The 18,908-nt window shown below is 42.6% G+C and carries 15 protein-coding genes and 2 tRNA genes; 16 read left to right on the top strand and 1 reads right to left on the bottom strand.

Annotation, left to right across the window (positions count from 1 at the left end; translation table 11 throughout):
- The first annotated feature begins 49 nt into the window (after window positions 1-49).
- The 8 genes from argS to HXT34_RS05300 all read left to right on the top strand — a co-directional run bounded on the left by argS (window position 50) and on the right by HXT34_RS05300 (window position 10,582).
- Window positions 50-1,846 (top strand): arginine--tRNA ligase, encoded by a 1,797-nt coding sequence (argS, locus tag HXT34_RS05335; protein WP_421784723.1) that lies wholly within the window; start codon window positions 50-52, stop codon window positions 1,844-1,846.
- A 251-nt stretch (window positions 1,847-2,097) separates the two neighbouring features.
- Complete coding sequence (gene brnQ / locus HXT34_RS05330) at window positions 2,098-3,654, top strand: branched-chain amino acid transport system II carrier protein (RefSeq protein WP_421784721.1); 1,557 nt, start codon at window positions 2,098-2,100, stop codon at window positions 3,652-3,654.
- Between the two features lie 372 nt (window positions 3,655-4,026).
- On the top strand, window positions 4,027-5,307 hold the full coding sequence (locus tag HXT34_RS05325) for an ABC transporter substrate-binding protein (protein WP_415683250.1): 1,281 nt from the start codon (window positions 4,027-4,029) through the stop codon (window positions 5,305-5,307).
- 2 nt (window positions 5,308-5,309) lie between these two features.
- Window positions 5,310-6,275: a carbohydrate ABC transporter permease gene (locus tag HXT34_RS05320; RefSeq protein ID WP_415687448.1), complete on the top strand. Its 966-nt coding sequence runs from the start codon at window positions 5,310-5,312 to the stop codon at window positions 6,273-6,275.
- Window positions 6,259-7,101: a carbohydrate ABC transporter permease gene (locus tag HXT34_RS05315; RefSeq protein ID WP_415683252.1), complete on the top strand. Its 843-nt coding sequence runs from the start codon at window positions 6,259-6,261 to the stop codon at window positions 7,099-7,101. Before HXT34_RS05320 ends, HXT34_RS05315 begins: the two co-directional genes overlap by 17 nt.
- 55 nt (window positions 7,102-7,156) lie before the next feature.
- The gene (locus HXT34_RS05310; RefSeq protein WP_421784718.1) at window positions 7,157-8,551 is read left to right on the top strand and encodes a glycoside hydrolase family 13 protein; all 1,395 of its coding nucleotides are present in this window, start codon (window positions 7,157-7,159) and stop codon (window positions 8,549-8,551) included.
- A complete protein-coding gene (locus HXT34_RS05305; RefSeq protein ID WP_415683254.1) occupies window positions 8,548-9,612 on the top strand; it encodes a LacI family DNA-binding transcriptional regulator in 1,065 nt (354 codons plus the stop codon). The genes HXT34_RS05310 and HXT34_RS05305 overlap by 4 nt, the downstream gene beginning before the upstream one ends.
- A 130-nt stretch (window positions 9,613-9,742) precedes the next feature.
- The gene (locus HXT34_RS05300; protein ID WP_415687446.1) at window positions 9,743-10,582 is read left to right on the top strand and encodes a BRO family protein; all 840 of its coding nucleotides are present in this window, start codon (window positions 9,743-9,745) and stop codon (window positions 10,580-10,582) included.
- Window positions 10,583-10,690: 108 nt separating this feature from the next.
- On the opposite strand, the gene HXT34_RS05295 is transcribed toward HXT34_RS05300, so the two are convergent.
- A complete protein-coding gene (locus HXT34_RS05295; protein ID WP_391496211.1) occupies window positions 10,691-11,038 on the bottom strand; it encodes a phenylpyruvate tautomerase MIF-related protein in 348 nt (115 codons plus the stop codon).
- A gap of 84 nt (window positions 11,039-11,122) precedes the next feature.
- Between HXT34_RS05295 and HXT34_RS05290 the strand changes: the two genes are divergently transcribed.
- The 8 genes from HXT34_RS05290 to murA all read left to right on the top strand — a co-directional run bounded on the left by HXT34_RS05290 (window position 11,123) and on the right by murA (window position 18,797).
- A complete protein-coding gene (locus tag HXT34_RS05290) occupies window positions 11,123-11,629 on the top strand; it encodes a GtrA family protein (RefSeq protein WP_415683553.1) in 507 nt (168 codons plus the stop codon).
- Between the two features lie 34 nt (window positions 11,630-11,663).
- Window positions 11,664-12,380: a histidine phosphatase family protein gene (locus tag HXT34_RS05285; RefSeq protein WP_421784715.1), complete on the top strand. Its 717-nt coding sequence runs from the start codon at window positions 11,664-11,666 to the stop codon at window positions 12,378-12,380.
- 28 nt (window positions 12,381-12,408) lie between these two features.
- Window positions 12,409-13,386, top strand: a complete 978-nt coding sequence (locus tag HXT34_RS05280) for a hypothetical protein (protein WP_421784713.1) — start codon at window positions 12,409-12,411, stop codon at window positions 13,384-13,386.
- A 56-nt stretch (window positions 13,387-13,442) separates the two neighbouring features.
- Window positions 13,443-15,005 (top strand): glutamate--tRNA ligase, encoded by a 1,563-nt coding sequence (gene gltX, locus HXT34_RS05275; RefSeq protein ID WP_421784711.1) that lies wholly within the window; start codon window positions 13,443-13,445, stop codon window positions 15,003-15,005.
- A gap of 206 nt (window positions 15,006-15,211) precedes the next feature.
- A tRNA-Glu gene (locus HXT34_RS05270) sits at window positions 15,212-15,284 on the top strand.
- Between the two features lie 40 nt (window positions 15,285-15,324).
- A tRNA-Gln gene (locus tag HXT34_RS05265) sits at window positions 15,325-15,396 on the top strand.
- A gap of 655 nt (window positions 15,397-16,051) precedes the next feature.
- Window positions 16,052-17,344: a metallophosphoesterase gene (locus tag HXT34_RS05260; protein WP_421784709.1), complete on the top strand. Its 1,293-nt coding sequence runs from the start codon at window positions 16,052-16,054 to the stop codon at window positions 17,342-17,344.
- Between the two features lie 91 nt (window positions 17,345-17,435).
- Window positions 17,436-18,797: a UDP-N-acetylglucosamine 1-carboxyvinyltransferase gene (gene murA, locus HXT34_RS05255; RefSeq protein WP_004109784.1), complete on the top strand. Its 1,362-nt coding sequence runs from the start codon at window positions 17,436-17,438 to the stop codon at window positions 18,795-18,797.
- Window positions 18,798-18,908: the final 111 nt, after the last annotated feature.

Here is an 18,908-nt window from a genome sequence, read left to right as displayed (position 1 = left end):
TGTGTATTGTAATCGCGAAGCATCGCGCGGTAACGCTAGACTGTAAACCATGAATCCAGAAAGCTTAAGTGAATTAATTGAAAAAATTGCTAAAGATTTAGTAGCAAGCGGTAAAGCTGGCAATCTAACAGAAGATTTGATTCCTGCTGCCGAAAAACTTGCAGTTATGCGACCAAAAGATCGCGCACACGGAGATTGGGCTACGAACGTTGCTATGCAGCTTGCTAAAAAAGCTGGTATGAAGCCTCACGATTTAGCTGAACTTTTTGCCGAGCGTTTGCAAGAAGCAGAAGGTATTGCATCTGTAGAAGTTGCAGGCCCTGGCTTTATTAACATAACGCTTGATTCTGCTTCTGCAGCGGCTGTTGTTGACGAAGTCTTAAAGCAGGGTGCGGATTTTGGTAAAAATGCGCACTTAAGCGGCAAAACTTTGAATCTTGAGTTTGTTTCCGCAAACCCAACTGGCCCAATCCACATTGGTGGCACTCGCTGGGCTGCAGTTGGCGATTCCATGGCTCGAGTTTTGGAAGCGAACGGCGCAAAAGTTGTGCGCGAATACTACTTCAACGATCATGGCGAGCAAATCAACCGTTTTGCAAAGTCTTTAGTTGCTGCAGCTCACGGCGAAGAAACACCTGCAGACGGCTACAAAGGCGCGTATATTAACGAAATTGCGGACGCTGTTATAAAAGAAGCGAAAGCGGACGGCGTTGACGTTCTTTCTTTGCCACGAATTGATCTTGGAAAAGATGAAGAAGGTTTGCCTCTTGGAGAAGGCGATTCCGAGCAGCGAGAAGAGTTCCGCAAGCGCGCAGTGCCAATGATGTTTGCCGAAATTCGTAAGTCGATGCGCGATTTTCGCGTTAGTTTCGACGTGTGGTTCCACGAAAACAGCCTGTACGAGGATGGCGAAGTTGAGCGCGCTATTGCAGACTTGCGTGAGCGTGGAGACATTTTCGAAAAAGATGGCGCAACTTGGTTCGAATCCACTAAGCATGGTGACGATAAAGACCGTGTGATTATTAAGTCCGACGGTAACTACGCTTACTTTGCTGCAGATATTGCATACTATCGCAACAAGCGTCATCGCGAGCAGAATCCTGCGGACGTAGCAATTTACATGCTTGGCGCGGATCATCACGGTTATATTGGCAGGATGATGGCAATGTGCGCGGCTTTTGGCGACAAGCCTGGCGAAAATATGCAGATTCTTATTGGCCAGATGGTAAATGTTATGAAGGATGGCAAGCCTGTGCGCATGAGCAAGCGCGCTGGAAACGTTATTACGATTGACGATTTAGTTGATGCAATTGGCGTTGACGCTTCGCGCTACTCTCTTGCTCGCACCGACTACAACACAAGCGTTGATATTGATTTGGATTTGCTTGCTTCCCACAGCAACGATAATCCTGTGTACTACGTGCAATACGCTCATGCACGCAGCTGCAATGTGGCTCGCAATGCTGCAGATGCTGGAATTACGCAAGATGGCGCTGATTTAAGCTTGCTTAATACCGAGGCTGACGGCGAAGTGTTGGCTGCTTTGGCTCAATGGCCTGCAGCTTTGGCTCAAGCTGGAGATTTGCGCGCTCCTCACCGCGTTGCGCATTACCTTGAGGATTTGGCTGCAAGCTACCACAAGTGGTACAACCTTGAGCGCGTTGTGCCAATGGAGTTAACTGACCCTGAAAATCGTTTGCCAGAAGCAGAGCGCGAAGCTCAGCGCATTGCAAAGTGCCCAGAGCCAGCTCGTGCTGCAGCTCGCTTAAAGCTTAACGCTGCTGTGCGCACTGTAATTGCAGCTGGTCTTGATTTGCTTGGAGTTTCTGCTCCAGAAAAGATGTGATTTTGCTTTTTATATAAGATTTAGAGCAAAGTTATAGAGCATTTTTGATTACATAGGACGTTGGTAGTTTGCCAGCGTCCTTTTTATTTTTTATTAAGGACACGCGCGAGATTGTAAATTTATGCCGATTAAGTACATGCGATTTATTAAGATACCCCCTAATATTATTTTCGCTTTAAATCCACAATATAAAACAGAGATTTAGCTGAATAGTATGTAAATACAAATTTATCCTTATAGGAGGTGTAAGCATGAGCGTCACAACACAAAGTGTCAGCACAGACAGTGCCCCGAAAAAAAGGAACCTGACAATTATTGAGTCCGCGTACGTGGCGGTCATGTTGTTTGGTATGTTCTTTGGCGCAGGAAACCTGATTTTCCCTGTGTTCCTTGGAGCTAACGCAGGAAGCAATTCTGCTCCTGCAGCATTAGGCTTTATTATTACCGGCGTTGGTTTGCCATTGTTAGGTGTTACAGCTCTTGCAATGAGTCGTGCAAACGGTCTTTTTGAACTTTCAAGCAAGCCGAGCAGAAAATACGGCATGTTCTTTACTTGCGTTCTGTATTTAACAATTGGACCATTCTTTGCAATTCCTCGCTGCGCAACAACTTCGTATACTGTTGGTTTAGAGCGTGTTATCCCACAAGACGGAAACGGTCAATTGTATTTGTTCTTGTTCTCTGTGGTTTTCTTCGCACTAGCGTTCTTCTTTGCGCTAAAGCCTAGTGGAATACTTACATGGGTTGGTAAAGTTCTTACGCCGATATTCTTGGTTTTCTTAGGTATTCTGGTATTTACTGCTCTGTTTTCTCCTGTAAGTGGTGCTTCTGAGGATGCCGCTCCTATAGGAAAGTACGTTAATGAATCATTCTTTACAGGATTCTTAGATGGATACAACACAATGGATGCTTTAGCTAGCTTGGCTTTTGGCATTATAGTTGTTAGTACTATTCGATCCTTTGGCGTAAAAGACCCTAAAGATGTGGCAGTGAATACTGTGCGATCTGGATTCTTTAGCTGCTTGCTTATGGCGTTGATTTACGTCGCAATTGTTATTGTCGGCGTGCGTAGCCGTGCACTGTTTAAGCCTGCTGAAAACGGTGGCATAACTTTGGCGCAAGTCGCACGTTACCATCTTGGAAACGTTGGCTTATTTGTGCTTGCTGTAACTGTTACTCTTGCATGCTTAAAGACGGCAGTTGGTTTAATTGTAAGCTGCTCGGAAACCTTCTCTAAGTTATTCCCTAAGGGTCCTAGCTATCGCGTTTGGTCTGTGTTGATTACGCTTGTTTCGTTTGGCCTTGCAAACTTTGGTTTGAGCACAATCATCGAATATGCAGTTCCAGTATTGATGTTCTTGTATCCACTGTCAATCGTATTGATTCTTTTGGCTTTGTGCGGTCGACTTTTTGGAAATTCCAAAGTCGTGTACGCTTGGACACTTGGTTTTACTGGTGTTGCAGCTGTATTTGACTTTTTGAATAGTTTGCCGCCTGTTTTGCGCAGCGCATTGCATATGAACGATATGTTGGTGGTTGCTCAAAACTGGCTGCCGTTCTCGGAATATGGCATGGCTTGGGTTTGCCCAGCTGTTGTTGGATTCGTTGTTGGCTATGTCCGCATGGTTTTATTTGACAACAAGGACATGGAAGAGGTGGCTCGTGCAGCTTCTGGCCCAGATCTTGAAGGCAGCGTTGCTAGCGACGATGATTATTATTCAAGCGATGCTGAGTTTAACGAGCCTGCTGACTTTGTTGCATCGGCTAAGTCTACTGTTGACGAACCTAATTTTAGTGAGCAATCCTAAAGTTTTGTAGAGTCGCGTAAAAGTTATAATAATCGCCATATTTTGTTGCGTAATTTTTCGTAGCGAAGTATGGCGAATTTTATATAAAACGCACGCTTGACTTATTTATTGGAACGATTTAGTATATTTCAATAACGAACAAAATAATGTGCAATCTAAAGTAATTCTCGCTTAGCCAGTAAAGCAAGATACAAAAGGCACGCGTCTAATGCTCGATGCTGAGGCATTAGCAAAAGTGGTTGTTCATTAGTGAAAGGAGTAAACGACGCTGTTTGCGGCAGAAGTCTGGCGTTGCTATATATCAAATGATTCATTGGGCGGTATGTCCAAGAACCTTTAAGTTTCTCTAAATATTTCTAAGGAAGAACAACGATGTTGAAACTAAAAAAGTTTGGAGCAATCTCTATGATGCTCGCTGCTGCGCTGTCTCTTACTGCATGCGGTGGCGGCACAAGCTCTACAAGCAATACTCAAGGTAAAACAACCGTTTCTGTTTGGCACTACTGGGATGGTGCTAATGCAGATGCTTTCGATAAAAAAGTAAAAGCATTTAATGCTTCACACAAGAACATTGAGATTAAAACTACAAATGTTCCTAATGCTGATTTCTTAACAAAATTACGCGCATCTGCTACTTCAAATACCTTGCCTGATATGGCCATAGGTGATTTGATTTGGATGCCTCAAATGGCGCAAATTGGCAAATCTGCAGACTTAAAAAAGCTTCTCAAGCCTGAAGTAATTGACAATATTAACCCAGCATTAAAGAATTTCGGCTCAATTGATGGTCACTTAGTATCCGTTCCAATGTCAGCCAATAATCTTGCGTATATGTACAATCGCACAGTATTTAAGAAGGCTGGTTTAGATCCAGATAAGCCTCCAAAAACTTGGGACGAATTAAAGCAAATGGCAAAGCAGATTAAGGATAAGACTGGTCTTCCAGGTTACGATTTGCCAACTGAAGCAGGTGATAGCGGTGAAGCTCTTACCTGGAACTTCCAAGTCAATCTTTGGCAAGCTGGGGGTGAATTCTTAAATAAAGATAACTCTGCTGCAGCATTTAACACTCCTGCAGGTAAGAAAGCTGCCAATTTCTGGATGGATCTTATTAAAAGTGGAGTGAGCCCATATGCTGGATGGGGCAAGTTTGAAAAAGGTAAAGGTGGTTCTGCTCAGGAAGGTTCTTGGATGGTAGGTATTTGGGCAGCGGATCCTCCGTTTGATTTTGCTGCAGCTCCTTTACCAACCCCTGAAGGTGGTAAACCATCTACCAACCTTGGTGGAGAACAGGCAATGCTGTTTAATAATGATGATGCAAAAGTAAAAGCTGCTGCTGAATTTGTTACTTGGTTCTTGCAAGATAAGCAAGTTCTTGATTGGTGCGAGTCTACTGGATTCCTACCTGCAACAAAGAGTGCAGCTAGCAACGCAGAGTATCGTTCCTGGGTTGAGAAGAAAGAGCCTCGCTTGCTGCCATACATTGAGCAAATGTCAACCGCTCATACTCGTCCGAACACTAAGCTATACCCACAGATTTCGTTGGCATTCGCAAAGGAAATGGAAAAAGCATTTTCTGGCGAAGTAAATGTTAATACTGCATTAAAGAATGCAGAAAAAGCAGTCAACGACGTAATAGCGCAAGGTAAGTAGTCATGCGTAACACGATAGCACAGCTAAAAAATAAGCAGCCGGCTGCTATTGACAACGTAAAAGTTGGCAGTAGCAAGCTGATGCGAAATGATCATAAAACTGTAGGAAAATGGGAGCAAATTCTCACAGCATGGGGATTATTACTTCCTGGATTAGTGATTCTCGTCATCTTCACTTTTTATCCAATTATTTCTGCAGCCTACACGAGCTTAACGAATTGGAATGGTTTTTCTGCAAATCCAGATTTTATTGGATTGAAGAATTATGTAAAACTATCTCAAGATCCAGAATTTTGGAATAGTCTAACTGTGACTGTTATATATGCGTTTGGCGTAGCTGTGCTATCGGTTGTTTCGGGGTTGCTTTTTGCGGTATTACTAGATGCGCCAATTCGCGCTCGCGGATTGTATCGCACTATATATTTCCTTCCTGTCGTTACCTCCTCGGTGGCTGTAGCAATTGTGTGGAAATATATGTTGGATCCATCGGGTCTTGTAAATTCTGTACTCTCATCCATAGGTATTGCAGGACCCGACTGGCTCCACAACAAGTGGCTAGCATTACTTGCTACTACACTCCTTACAGTTTGGAAGAACTTAGGTTTTAATATCATTCTATATTTGACTGCTTTGCAATCTCTTTCTAAGTCGACTTATGAAGCTGCAAGTCTTGATGGTGCTACGAGCTGGCAACAGCTGCGTTATATTACAGTTCCTCTGTTGAGACCAATGACATTCTTCGTGGTTGTGCAAGCGCTGATTAGCAGTTTCCAATCATTTGATTTAATTTACGTGTTTACTGAAGGCGGTCCTCGAGGTGGCACTGACGTACTAGGAATGTTTATGTATCGTCAAGCATTTAGGTTAGGCAATTTCGGTTATGGTACGGCAATTGCTATAGCGTCGCTGGTGTTAGTTCTTATCGTAACTCTTGTGCAATGGAAGGTAAGTAATGCAGAAAATAAGTAAGGTTTTTACGAGATTGCGTTCGTTGCATCTTGCTCGACATATTGTACTAATTGTTGGTGCAGCTTCAGTACTCATTCCATTTATGTGGATGTTTACAACGTCGTTGCAAACAAAAGCCGAAACGTACGCTGTTCAGTCAGTGATTCCAACATCGTGGCATTGGGAAAATTATTTGCATGCTTGGCAAAGCGCTCCGTTTGCAAATTATTATATTAATAGCTTGATTATGTCGGCAATCATTGTAGTTGGTCACCTTGCGTTTGACGCTATGGCAGCTTTTGCTTTTGCGCGATTAGAGTTTCCTGGAAAGAAAATATTATTCGTGCTGCTACTTTCTGCTTTCATGGTTCCTGCTTTCGTAACAGTTATACCTATGTACGGTATTATTGCTAAGCTGCGTTGGATTGATACTATGGCAGCGTTAACTGTTCCGCGTTTGGCTGATGTATTCGGCATTATTTTGCTGCGCCAGCATTTTAGTACTATCCCGCGTGAACTTGATGAAGCTGCGCGAATTGATGGATGTTCAAGTCTTGGTATTTTTATTAAAGTTATTTTGCCGCTTTCTAGGCCAGCTCTTGCAACTCTTGGTGTGTTCTCATTCTTATTTGCATGGAATGATTTCTTGTGGCCTCTGTTGGTTACAAATGCTGAAGAAATGCGTACTATACAAATCGGATTAAGCGGTTTTGTTGGACGTTATGGTACGTCATGGAATTATTTAATGGCTGGAACTTTGACGTCAACGTTACCATCAATCATTATTTTCTTCTTCTTCCAAAAAGCTCTTGAACGAGGAATAGCCTCTACTGGTCTTAAAGATTGAAGAAGTGTTAAAACTTTCGTAATTTGTACAATTAACTATTTGTTAGGAACAAGTCATGCAACCTGAATGGGTAAAATCAAGCGTATTTTATCAAATTTTTCCGGAGCGCTTCGCAAATGCAAATGCTTCTATTAACCCTAATCCTGTAGAATCATGGGATAAATCTCCAACTAGAGATAATTTTTTTGGTGGTGATTTGCAGGGTATTAGTAAGCATCTTCCATATCTTGCGGATATGGGTATAAATGCTCTGTATCTTACCCCAATTTTCCAAGCAGATACGAATCATCGCTATGACGCTACTGATTACTTCAAAATTGATTCTCGACTTGGCAATGATGCAGATTTTGATGAGTTTATTAAACGTGCTCATGAATTGCAGATTCGTGTAGTTTTAGATGGTGTATTTAATCATTGTGGAATAGGTCATTGGGCTTTCCAAGATCTTGTTCGCAATGGTGAACAATCACAATATGTTAATTGGTTTTCGGTAGAGGGATTTCCTGTAGTGTCTCATCCGGAACCGAATTATAAAACATGTTCTGGTTGCTACTATTTGCCAAAATGGAATGTATATAATCCAGAAGTTCGTAGACATCACTATAACGTTGCTAAATATTGGTTGAATCGTGGTATTGATGGTTGGCGTTTAGATGTTCCATATTTCGTAAATAAAACATTTTGGAAAGGTTTCCATAAAGTAGTGAAATCTTTTGGAGATGATAAATACTTAGTAGCTGAAGAATGGCGTAACCCTTCTCAATGGCTTACTCCTGAACTTATGGATGGAACCATGAATTATACTGTTCGTGATTTAGTCCTAGGTTTTTGCGCTGATGAAACTTTGGATGCTTATGATTTTGCAGATGGCATGAATGCTTTGTATAACGATATTCCGGAAGAGCATCGCTCTTGTATGTTGAATTTGCTTGGTAGTCATGATACTGAGCGCTTGCTTACGCGCACAAAAGCTCATGAATATGCTTGGGATACACCTGCTGAAGACGCTGAGAATTTAGCTTACGCTTTGCAATTTGCTGCTGATGGCGCTCCTATGGTGTATTACGGCGATGAAAATGGCATGGAAGGAGAAAATGATCCGGGTTGCCGCGCTCCTATGATTTGGAATGAGAATGCTTGGAATTTATCTATTCGTAAAACAGTTTGCAAATTAATGCGTCTACGTAGAGAAAATGCTGCTCTACAATATGGCAGGCAGCATGTATCTGCTTTGGGAAAACATACTGTGTGTATCACGCGTACTTTGCCTTCAGGGCGTGCATGCTTATGTTTAGTGCATCGAGGATCTGGAGCTTACATCAATTGTGATGATTTGCCAGTGCGTATGGATCGTGCGCTATTTGGTGTGCCAAGTATAATAGGTAATCAATACCGTATGGGAGAAAAATCCATTATATTGTATGAAGGTGAAGCAGTAGGGAAGCTATGAATGTTCGTAGAGTGACTATTAAGGATGTTGCAGAGAAAGCTAATGTTTCCAAGTCTGCAGTATCTTTTGCATATAATGATCCGTCAAAACTGTCTGAGGCGACGGTTGAGCATATTATGCAAACTGCTGAAGAAATGGGATATGTGCGAAGTGCAACAGCTAGAGCATTGCGCACGAATTCTTCGAATGCGTTGGGCTTGTTGCTTCCGCAAGGTATTGATACGATTTTGCAAAATCCTTATTATTCACTTTTGATTCAAGGCATTGGGCAGGTTTGCCAGTCAGAAGGCTACACTTTGATGCTTGTTCCTCCGCTAAGAGGTTCAATGTTAAAAGCTATTCCTACGGCTGCGGTAAGTGGTTTTATAATTTGCGGTTTGGAAGCTGAGCGTGCAGAAGTTGTTGAAATTTTGAATAAGCACGTTCCGGTAGTAATTGTTGATCCTGCTCAACCTATTAACGTTCCAACTGTAGAAGTCGACGATGAGCATGATTTTGAAGATTTAGTAGATCGACTTATTGATTTAGGTCATAGGAATATTGGTATTGCAGCAATTGAGACGAAATCGCATACTGATTATCCGGGATGGCAAGGAATAGTTGGTAGGCGCATGGCAAGTGTTGTGCGTGCGCTTAAAAAGCATAACTTATCACCTGAAGATAAAGAAATTACCGTTATAGAAACTCCTTGCACGTATCAGGGTGGGGCTGATGTTTTCAACAAAATGTGGAATGACACTAGTCTCGAATATAGGCCTACTGCGATTGTGTCGTTTAGTGACATTATTGCGCTGGGTGTGCTTGGAGCAGCTCAACAGCAAGGATTACGCGTTCCTGAAGATCTTTCCATTACGGGTTATGATGATTTGCCTTTGTCTACAATTTGCACGCCTAGATTGACTACGGTTCATCAGCCAATTACTTCGAAAGGACGTTTGGCTGCAGAAAGTTTGATTGATCAAATACGTTTTGATGAAGAATCTTTGCCTGTTTCGCATAAAAAACTAGGAACTGCCCTCATTGTGCGTGAATCGGTTGGGGCAGCTCCTCTTAAGAAGTAATTTATATATTCTGCAGTTTTTTATTTAGAAGTTGCCGCCGTTTTGATTGTTAATTCATATTGTTAGCAATCAAACAATATTATAAAATTAATAGTTAAAGAGGGGATAACTGTATCTGAAGGGGATCAATATGGATAATGAAATTAAATTATTTGAAGGTAAACAAGTCCGCTCCGTTTGGAATAACGAAAAGGAAGAATGGTATTTTTCGGTAGTGGATGTGGTTGCCGTTTTGACAGATAGCAAAAATCCGAGCGATTATCTAAAGAAGATGCGCAAGCGTGATGAGCAGTTATCTGCCTACATGGGGACAAATTGTCCCCTGGTAGAAATGAAGTCATCGAATGGTAAGAAACGAAAAGTGCTATCAGGGAACATGCAAGGAATTTTGCGCATTATTCAATCAATACCATCTCCCAAAGCTGAGCCATTCAAAATGTGGTTAGCAACGGTTGGTAAAGAGAGAATTGATGAAGTAATAGACCCTGAGCAAGCTATTGATAGGGCTTTAGCAACCTATTTGAAAAAAGGTTATTCGCGAGAGTGGATTAATCAAAGACTTCAGTCAATTCAAGTAAGAAAAGAATTGACTGATGCTTGGCAGAATCATGGTGTGAAAGCTGGAAAAGAATATGCCATTCTAACGGACGAAGTATCTAAATCTTGGTCAGGGATGACAACAAGAGCGTATAAAGATTTTAAGGGTCTTAAGAAAGAAAATCTTAGAGACAACATGACAACTCTTGAAATTGTTCTGAATATGCTTGCAGAGGCAACAACTACCGAGCTTACTAAAACCAATAATCCACAAGGTTTAGCTGAAAATAAGCAAGTTGCTAAACGAGGTGGAAGTATTGCTGGAAATGCTAGGAAAGAGATTGAAAAGGAAACGGGTAAGCCTGTTGTAACATCACAAAATGCAATTGACTTTGGGAAACTTATTGAGGATGTTGCTAAAGAGACTGAATGATTTAGGTGATTAAAACAAAAGCCTACCGTGCTTGTTTACGGTAGGCTTTTGTTTAGGTTATTTGTTGGCGATTTTTGCTACTTACTAATTGAGGATTGCGACTTGCGATTAGAAATTGCCGCCGTTCCAACCCCAGTCAGTTGTTGCAGTGTAACGAATATAAGTACGATCCTGTGGCACTCCAAGCTCGCGCTCCAAAGCTGCCATAATCTGCTCAGTCAACTTTTCCCAAGCAGACCCTGGTACGCTGGAACCAAACACGTTCACCTCAACGTAAGCTGCAGGCTTGGAATCGTCTCCTGCAAAATAAATCGGCATATTGTCCTCGAATGGGCACATAAGCCAATGCTCGCTTTTTCCTGGAACTGCGCTAATTGCCTTGCCATAAGCGGCTTTTAATGCGTCTCGCTGGGCAGGTGTTGTGCTTACAGAAACATGAGTATGGATAACTGGCATAATCGCTCCTTTGCTAAATTTAGTAAGCTTTATTACGTAACAATTATATGTTATTTGTTAGCAGCCGCGTGTTTAATGGATATTATGAAAAAGCTTATTGAACAGGTTGTAAAGTTTGGAATTGTTGGCATTATTGCCCTTATTATTGACGTTGCGCTACTTAATTTATTAATGCTTGCGCACTTAAATAATGTGGTTGCAGGTACGATTTCTTTCGTAATCTCACTTATCTTCAACTATATTGCCAGTATGAAATACGTCTTTAAACATCGTGAAGATATGGCAAAGTGGATGGAGCTTCTGATTTTTGTTATTTCTGCAGTCATTGGATTGCTTATTAACGATGCGATTATTTGGGCAAGTACGTTAGGAATGGCTGAAACTTTACGCGGATCTGCAGTATACGTTTTGCGCACAAATATAGGAAAACTTGTAGCTACTGTTGTTGTTGCTGTGTGGAATTTTGTTATACGAAAGTGGCTTCTCGATGATACTAAATCTCAACAGCCTGGCTACGTTGCGCAAGAAGATACGAGTTTTGCTCACCGCTTGGGAATGTGGTCGCTTAATCATACAAAAAACCGCAAGTAATTGTTTTAGTGTTTTAAACAGAAAGTAGAACGCAATGCCAGCTACGACAATTCATTTTGTGCGTCATGGAGAAGTTGATAATCCAAATCACGTGTTGTATGAGCGTCTTCCTGGATTTCATCTTTCGGCTCGCGGAGTGAGGATGGCGCAAGCTACAGCAAAATATATTGCCACTGTTCCGCAAATGCGCGGAATTACTGCAATTTATTCGTCTCCTCTTGAGCGAACTCGTGAAACAGCGCGTGAAATCGAAAATGCTTTGCGCAATATTGCAGATTCTGCCTATGTAAAAGCGCACTGTGACGAAGATTCTGCGCAATCTTCTGTTCAATCTTCTGTTCAATCTCAAGAAAGCGACATTATTTTAGATAAACGCTTAATTGAAGCTGGAAATAATTTCCGCGGAAAACGCATAGGCTACGGTGAGGGCGCACTGTGGAAAAACAACAATTGGAAGCTTGTTGCGAATTTGTGGAAGCCAAGTTGGGGAGAAAGCTACCGCAGTATTGCTACTCGCGTTGGCGATTTTGCGCGCGAGCAGGTTCGTAAGCATCCGGGTGAGCAAATCGTTGCAGTTACTCATGAGTCGCCAATCTGGTCTTATAGGCACCTACTGGAAACCGGTCACGCTGAACATAATATGCTTCTTCGTCACACGGCTTTAGCTTCGATTACTTCTATTACTTACGATTGCGAGACTTTGCGTGTGCTTTCAATTACGTATGTTGATCCTGCTGGGCGAGTGAAGTAAGTAACATATAATGCGAAGGAGCATTGAAATGGTTGATTCTGTTGATTCTGTTGATTCTGTCAAAGATTCTGAAGATGTTAAGAATAATGAAAAAAGTATGCTAATGCTGAATGATGCAGCGCAATCTGCTGCGAAACTAACAGAATTATGGCCATTGACGGAAGCGCGACACTTAGATAACGACGCAAAATATGCGGAAAATCTTGAGGTGCGCTCAATGCGAGCAATAGCGCGAATACTCACGAATCTTGACGTTACTGTGCCGGATGCTGAATTTGTGTATGAAGGCGCGGATGAAATTCCTGGACGTCCGCAAGAAATAGTAGACGCGCTACTTGCTGCCGCCGATGCTTACGACAATATGGATTCATGCTATGAGCCTAATTATGATGAAGCAGAAGAAGAAATACTAGAAAATAGTAATAATATAAATTCTGTTTTTAGTAAGATTGCATCTCATTCTGCCGAAGATTCTAATGCAATAAATGCAGCAGCCGATACGTTAAATGTTGAAGGTAATTGGAGTATTAACGATATTGACTTTGCAATTAATTATGCGAAACAAATGGTTTCTTGTTATGAAAATAAATCATTGGAAACGCAAAAAATTATTGTAGTTTTAAGCTTACTAACAACTCTAATTAAAAAAACTAACGAGATTTGCGAAACTTTACCAATTTTCTTATATATTAACGAAATATGTGAGTGTGCTGGTTTGCCGCGAATGATGTTCAAGGATGCTCAATGGTGTGAGATTGTTGATTGTGTGCGCAATTCGCGAGTAGATTGCAGCGAAAGTAACGAAAATAGTATAAGCGCTCTAATTAATTTTGTGTCGCCTTTGTTGGCTGCTGAATGGCAAAAGCATCGTGAAGACGTGCTGTGGGATCCTGAAGTTGCGAAGAAGCTTGCAAAAGAAGAGGATGATAGAAAGTCCCGCGAGGCTCTTGCTGCGAAGTTTGCTCACGTTGAGGGCAATAAAGAATCTACGCAGGCGCTTGATTAGTTTTTAGGTTGACTCATGTTTGATACGAATGCTGCACGTCCGTAACGCGCGGCACAATGGAACCTATGACTGATATCGAGGAAACTCAAGAAGTTGCTAATAATGCAACAAAATCCACAAAGCCTGAACTTCCAAAGAATGTTCGCGTGCGTTTTTGCCCTTCGCCAACTGGTACACCTCACGTAGGTATGGTTCGTACCGCGCTGTTTAACTGGGCGGAGGCTCGCCATACTCATGGCAAATTGCTGTTCCGCATTGAAGATACTGATAATGAGCGCGATAGCGAGGAAAGCTACCAGCAGATTATTGAGGCTCTTCGTTGGCTCAATATTGATTGGGATGAGGGCATTGACGTTGGTGGAGATAACGGCCCATACCGCCAGTCCCAGCGCATGGAAATTTATAAAGACGTAGCACAAAAGCTTTTTGAAGCAGGATACGCTTACGAATCCTTCTCTACTCCTGAAGAAATTAAGGAGCGCAATATTGCCGCTGGCCGTCCTGCTGAGTTTGGTTACGATGGCTACGATCGCAATCTTACGGAAGAACAGAAGCAAGCTTTCCGCGACGAAGGTCGCAAGCCTGCACTTCGCTTGAAGATGCCAGATGAAGACATTACTTTTAACGATTTAATTCGTGGTGAAATCACTTTTAAAGCTGGATCTGTTCCAGATTATGTGATTGTGCGCCCGAATGGCGATCCGCTTTACACGCTTACGAACCCTGTTGACGACGCATTAATGGATGTGAACGTGGTTTTGCGCGGTGAGGATATTTTGAGCTCCACGCCTCGTCAGATTGTGCTTTACCGTTACCTTATGGAAATGGGTATTGCTAAGGAAACTCCACTTTACGGCCATATGCCTTACGTTATGGGCGAAGGTAAGAAGAAGCTTTCTAAGCGAGATCCAGAGTCCAACTTGTTCTTGCATAGGGATAACGGCTTTATTCCAGAAGGTTTGCTGAACTACTTGGCTTTGCTTGGCTGGTCGATCGCTCCTGATCGTGACGTGTTCACTATGGACGAAATGATTGAAAAGTTTGATGTGCGCGATGTTAAGGCAAATCCTGCACACTTTGACTTGGATAAAGCAATTTCGATTAACGCTGAGCATATTCGTATGCTTGAGCCTCAAGATTTCTTGAATCGTTCTGTGTCTTACTTGCATAAGGATGGCGTAGTTAGCGCAGATAATTGGGATGCGTTAACTGACCGCGAGCGTGAAGTGCTCACAGCTGCTGCTCCTCTTGTTCAGCCTCGCGTGCGTTTGCTCGGTGAAGTTGCTGGAATGGTTGGTAGCTTGTTAAGTGAAGATGGCTACATTGAGCCAGATGACGACGCTCGTAAGCAGTTGAAGGAATCTGCAGGCGAGGTTCTTGACGCCGCAATCGCTGCTTTGAAGGGTGTTGACGCTTCTGATTGGCGCACTGATTCCTTGCATGAGCTTTTGAACAAGAAGCTTGTTGAGGAAGCTGGTTACAAGCCGCGCTTGGCATTTGGCCCTGTGCGAGTTGCGCTTTCTGGTCGTCGCGTTTCGCCTCCGCTTTTTGAGTCCATGGAAATCGTGGGCAAAGACGTGACTTTGGCGCGTTTGGCTGGATTGCGTGAGCACTTGTAAATCGCAAATAATTTATAAGCGCAAATAAAATTTGAACAAGGCGGGAGTGCGGCGCTATTGCTACGTTTCCGCCTTTTTTATTTGTGCGTTATTTTGCAGTTTAATATGCTTGTCCTTTTAACTTCGACACGCCGCGGTTGCGCATTGAGCTGTTATGTTGTAAAGTCGCTATTTGTTGCGTCAAGAGGCGTAGCTGATAAATGAAAGCCCCCGTCGTCTAGCGGTCTAGGACTACGCCCTCTCACGGCGCCAACACCGGTTCAAATCCGGTCGGGGGTACGAAGACGGAACGGTTCCAAGAGCCGCGAAGCCTGCCAATTGGGGTATGGTGTAATTGGCAACACAGGTGATTCTGGTTCATCCATTCTTGGTTCGAGTCCAGGTACCCCAGCGAATAGCTCTCGTAGAACGAGGGCTTTTTTGTTATCTATCTGTATTCCTGCGATTTGCCTCAGCGCGCGACATTTTCTTTACGCGGCTGTAAAGTTTTGGTCGGATTAAGGCGATAAAACGGCAGTTTCTTTACATCACTGTAAAGTTTCTGCCTTTTTTGGGCGCGTAGCCGACCTTTTCTTTACGCGGCTGTAAGGTTTCTGCCGTTTTTTAGCAGTTTCGCGGCAGTTTCTTTACATGCGTGCTCAGTTTCTGCCGCTTACTCCCGTTTACCACGCTTACTCTCGCTTACTCTCGCTTGCTGCGTGCTTCTTATGCAGCCTTAAAATCAAAAACCCCGGTGCGTGACCGGGGTTAGAGAAAGAAGAGAAGAAGAGAGGTTTAAGTTATTAAAGTCAAATTCAACTACTTGCTTGTAGTTTATTTCCTTTTGATGTATATATAATAACCACCTTATGCTGAGCGCAGTAATGCGATTACCTGTGAATTGTCTGTGAATTTGTAACTATTTTACTGAAATTGCACGTTTTTATCGCTTTTAGGTTATTTATTATCAGTATTTGCTTAATGTAGTATTTTTGAATGTAAATAATTTATGTAAACTTGCGCACAAAATTGAGTGAGTCGCGGCATATCTGCCGTATGCTTAAAGTATGACTGATTCTGCACAATCTGAAGCTAATGCATCTGCGGCACTTCCTTTATCTGTTTCGGCGCGTTTAGGACGTTTGCAGTTCCATCTTTCTGGTAAATTCCGGGTGCTTCAGTGTGCAGATGTTCAAGATGGGTTACGTATTTCACAAGATACTATTCGACTTATTGCTTCTGCTTGCGATGCTGTGCGACCAGATCTTGTAGTTTTTAGCGGAAACCAGATTGCAGGTTATGAAAAAGTATTTGCAAAAACTTTTCAGCGTAGACGCTGGCAGGAATCTTCCAATATTTCGGCTTCTGATAAGAAGCAATTGGTTGATAAAGTGCACGAATTTGTTGCTAAGTTAATGAAGCCACTAGAAGATCGCAGTATTCCGTGGGTTGTTACTTATGGTAATCATGATTTCCAGTGCGGTCTAAGTAATGAAGAGCTTGATAAGATATATCAAGATTTTCCATGCTGCATGAATCGCAGTGCTTCTAATGTATCTTCTGCAAGTGCTATGCAATCGACAAAATGTGTATTGCCAAAGCAGATTATTTTTACATGCGAACCTGGTACTTTTGCCTTGCCTGTTATGGATGAAAAGCATGAAAAGGTTGTTTTTTCAATAGTTTTAGTTGATTCGGGAGATTATGCTAAATCCGGCGGCTATGGTAGCCCTTCTAAAAAAACTATTGAGTTTGTTTCTGGTCTTTCTTCTTATTTGCCTGAACATATTTGCGTTTTTCAGCATTTTCCATTGCCGCAATATTATCGTGTTCTTCGCGAAGTTCCGCAAGAACTCGCTGCGCGCGAACATGCTATTGAAGGGTATCGTACTTTTGCTGGTCGCTATTATGCTCTTGACGAAAAACATGTTCTGCCAGATGGGTATTTAGGTGAAGGAATTAGCTGCCCTGACGTCGATAGTGGTGAATACGCTGCTTTGCTTGATGCAGGAGCTTTTGCGCTAATTGCCGGTCACGATCACCGCAATTCTTTCGCAGCTAAAGATCCCGAGAGTAATATGCTATTTGTTGCTACTCCTACATGTGGTTTTGGATCTTACGGCCCTGAACCTGCTAAAAGAGGCGTGCGATTGCTCGAATTTGATATTCGTCACCCGTTTGAACCGCGTACGCAAATGCTTGAATTTGGGAATCTTGTTGGCAAACCTTCTTCCAAAAAAGCCTATACTTATGCTCTTACAGCTGAGTCTGAGCATGAATTGCCAGAAGTAGATTTATTGCGTAAACCATCATTGCTTACTAGATTGATTCGTCGATGGCGTCAACGATCTACGCGCTAATTTAATCAGTTTTAATAGATTGCATGAGCGCGTTGGCAAATATGCCGGTATTATAGTGAATAGTGTTTTAGCGCGAACGAAAGAGGTAAATGTGTCCGCACACAATACGGCTGAACAGAACAACAATAGTGGCATTGACGCTGCAGATGTGTTGCATGTAGAAGGTGGTAAGCCGCTTAATGGCACTATTAAAGTGCGTGGCGCAAAAAACTTTGTTAGCAAGGCTATGGTTGCAGCTTTGTTGGCACCTGGTAAGTCTGTTCTAAAAAACGTTCCTGAAATTCGCGATGTTCATGTAGTTTCTGATTTGTTGCGTTTGCATGGTGTTGACGTTGAGGTTAATGGGCCTGAAGGCATTGTGACAATTGATGCCACAAAAGTGCAGCTCGCAGATGTAGCTGACGTCGACACTCTTTCTGGTTCGTCTCGTATTCCAATTCTTTTCTCTGGTCCTCTTCTTCATCGTCTTGGAGAAGCGTTTATTCCTGCGCTTGGAGGATGCAATATTGGCGGTCGTCCAATTGATTTTCATCTTGAGACGTTGCGTAAACTTGGTGCAAATGTAGATAAAGATCACGAGGATGGTATTCATATTACTGCACCTAATGGCTTGCATGGCACTAAAATTCATTTGCCTTATCCTTCTGTCGGCGCAACCGAGCAGACTTTGCTTGCAGCGGTTCTTGCAGAAGGTCGCACAGAGCTTTCCGGAGCTGCAATTGAGCCAGAAATCATGGATTTGGTAGCAGTTTTGCAAAAGATGGGTGCGATTATTTCTGTAGACGTTGACCGTACTTTCCGTATCGAGGGAGTAAAAGAGCTTCAAGGATACACTCATACGTCATTAACTGATCGCATTGAAGCAGCTTCTTGGGCTTCTGCTGCTCTTGCAACACACGGAGATGTGTTTATTAAAGGCGCAACTCAGCCAGAAATGATGACTTTCTTAAATGTGTTCCGTAAAGTTGGCGGACAGTTTGATGTGACAGATAAAGGAATTCGTTTTTGGCATCCGGGTGGGGATTTGCATCCGGTTGCTATTGAAACCGATGTGCATCCTGGTTTTATGACTGATTGGCAGCAGCCTCTTGTTGTTGCGCTTACTCAAGCGAAGGGCTTGAGTATTGTGCATGAAACTGTTTATGAAAATCGTTTTGGTTTCACTAAGCCACTTGTGCAAATGGGAGCTATGATTCAGCTTTATCGTGAATGCTTAGGTTCGCTTCCTTGCAGATTCCAGCAGCGCAATTACAAGCATTCTGCAGTTATTTTCGGTCCTACTCCGTTGACAGGTCAAGATATTGACGTACCTGATTTGCGCGGAGGCTTTAGCCATTTGATTGCAGCTCTTACTGCTCAAGGTCCGTCGAATGTGCGCGGAATTTCGCTAATTGATCGAGGATATGCAGATTTTAGAGGCAAACTTTTAGCTTTGGGCGCTAATATCGACTGATATATTCTTCTACTTCTTCTACAAAACGTGAGTTTTGTAAGGTTATAAGCTTTTATCCACAATGCTATAAAAAGCTTTTTTACGCATAAATTTATCGGTACAGTAGTCGCA

It is taken from the genome of Gardnerella sp. DNF00983 (assembly GCF_049244265.1).
Taxonomy (GTDB): Bacteria; Actinomycetota; Actinomycetes; order Actinomycetales; family Bifidobacteriaceae; genus Bifidobacterium; species Bifidobacterium vaginale_J.
This window is presented reverse-complemented; position numbering and strand designations above follow the sequence as displayed.

Bases quoted from the DNA above. Each gene is read 5' to 3' on its own strand.
- brnQ (WP_421784721.1), top strand. From the start codon at position 2,098: ATGAGCGTCACAACACAAAGTGTCAGCACAGACAGTGCCCCGAAAAAA.
- HXT34_RS05285 (WP_421784715.1), top strand. From the start codon at position 11,664: ATGCCAGCTACGACAATTCATTTTGTGCGTCATGGAGAAGTTGATAAT.
- HXT34_RS05315 (WP_415683252.1), top strand. From the start codon at position 6,259: ATGCAGAAAATAAGTAAGGTTTTTACGAGATTGCGTTCGTTGCATCTT.
- HXT34_RS05310 (WP_421784718.1), top strand. From the start codon at position 7,157: ATGCAACCTGAATGGGTAAAATCAAGCGTATTTTATCAAATTTTTCCG.
- HXT34_RS05320 (WP_415687448.1), top strand. From the start codon at position 5,310: ATGCGTAACACGATAGCACAGCTAAAAAATAAGCAGCCGGCTGCTATT.
- HXT34_RS05325 (WP_415683250.1), top strand. From the start codon at position 4,027: ATGTTGAAACTAAAAAAGTTTGGAGCAATCTCTATGATGCTCGCTGCT.
- HXT34_RS05295 (WP_391496211.1), bottom strand. From the start codon at position 11,038: ATGCCAGTTATCCATACTCATGTTTCTGTAAGCACAACACCTGCCCAG.
- argS (WP_421784723.1), top strand. From the start codon at position 50: ATGAATCCAGAAAGCTTAAGTGAATTAATTGAAAAAATTGCTAAAGAT.
- HXT34_RS05260 (WP_421784709.1), top strand. From the start codon at position 16,052: ATGACTGATTCTGCACAATCTGAAGCTAATGCATCTGCGGCACTTCCT.
- HXT34_RS05280 (WP_421784713.1), top strand. From the start codon at position 12,409: ATGGTTGATTCTGTTGATTCTGTTGATTCTGTCAAAGATTCTGAAGAT.
- HXT34_RS05305 (WP_415683254.1), top strand. From the start codon at position 8,548: ATGAATGTTCGTAGAGTGACTATTAAGGATGTTGCAGAGAAAGCTAAT.
- HXT34_RS05300 (WP_415687446.1), top strand. From the start codon at position 9,743: ATGGATAATGAAATTAAATTATTTGAAGGTAAACAAGTCCGCTCCGTT.
- gltX (WP_421784711.1), top strand. From the start codon at position 13,443: ATGGAACCTATGACTGATATCGAGGAAACTCAAGAAGTTGCTAATAAT.
- HXT34_RS05290 (WP_415683553.1), top strand. From the start codon at position 11,123: ATGAAAAAGCTTATTGAACAGGTTGTAAAGTTTGGAATTGTTGGCATT.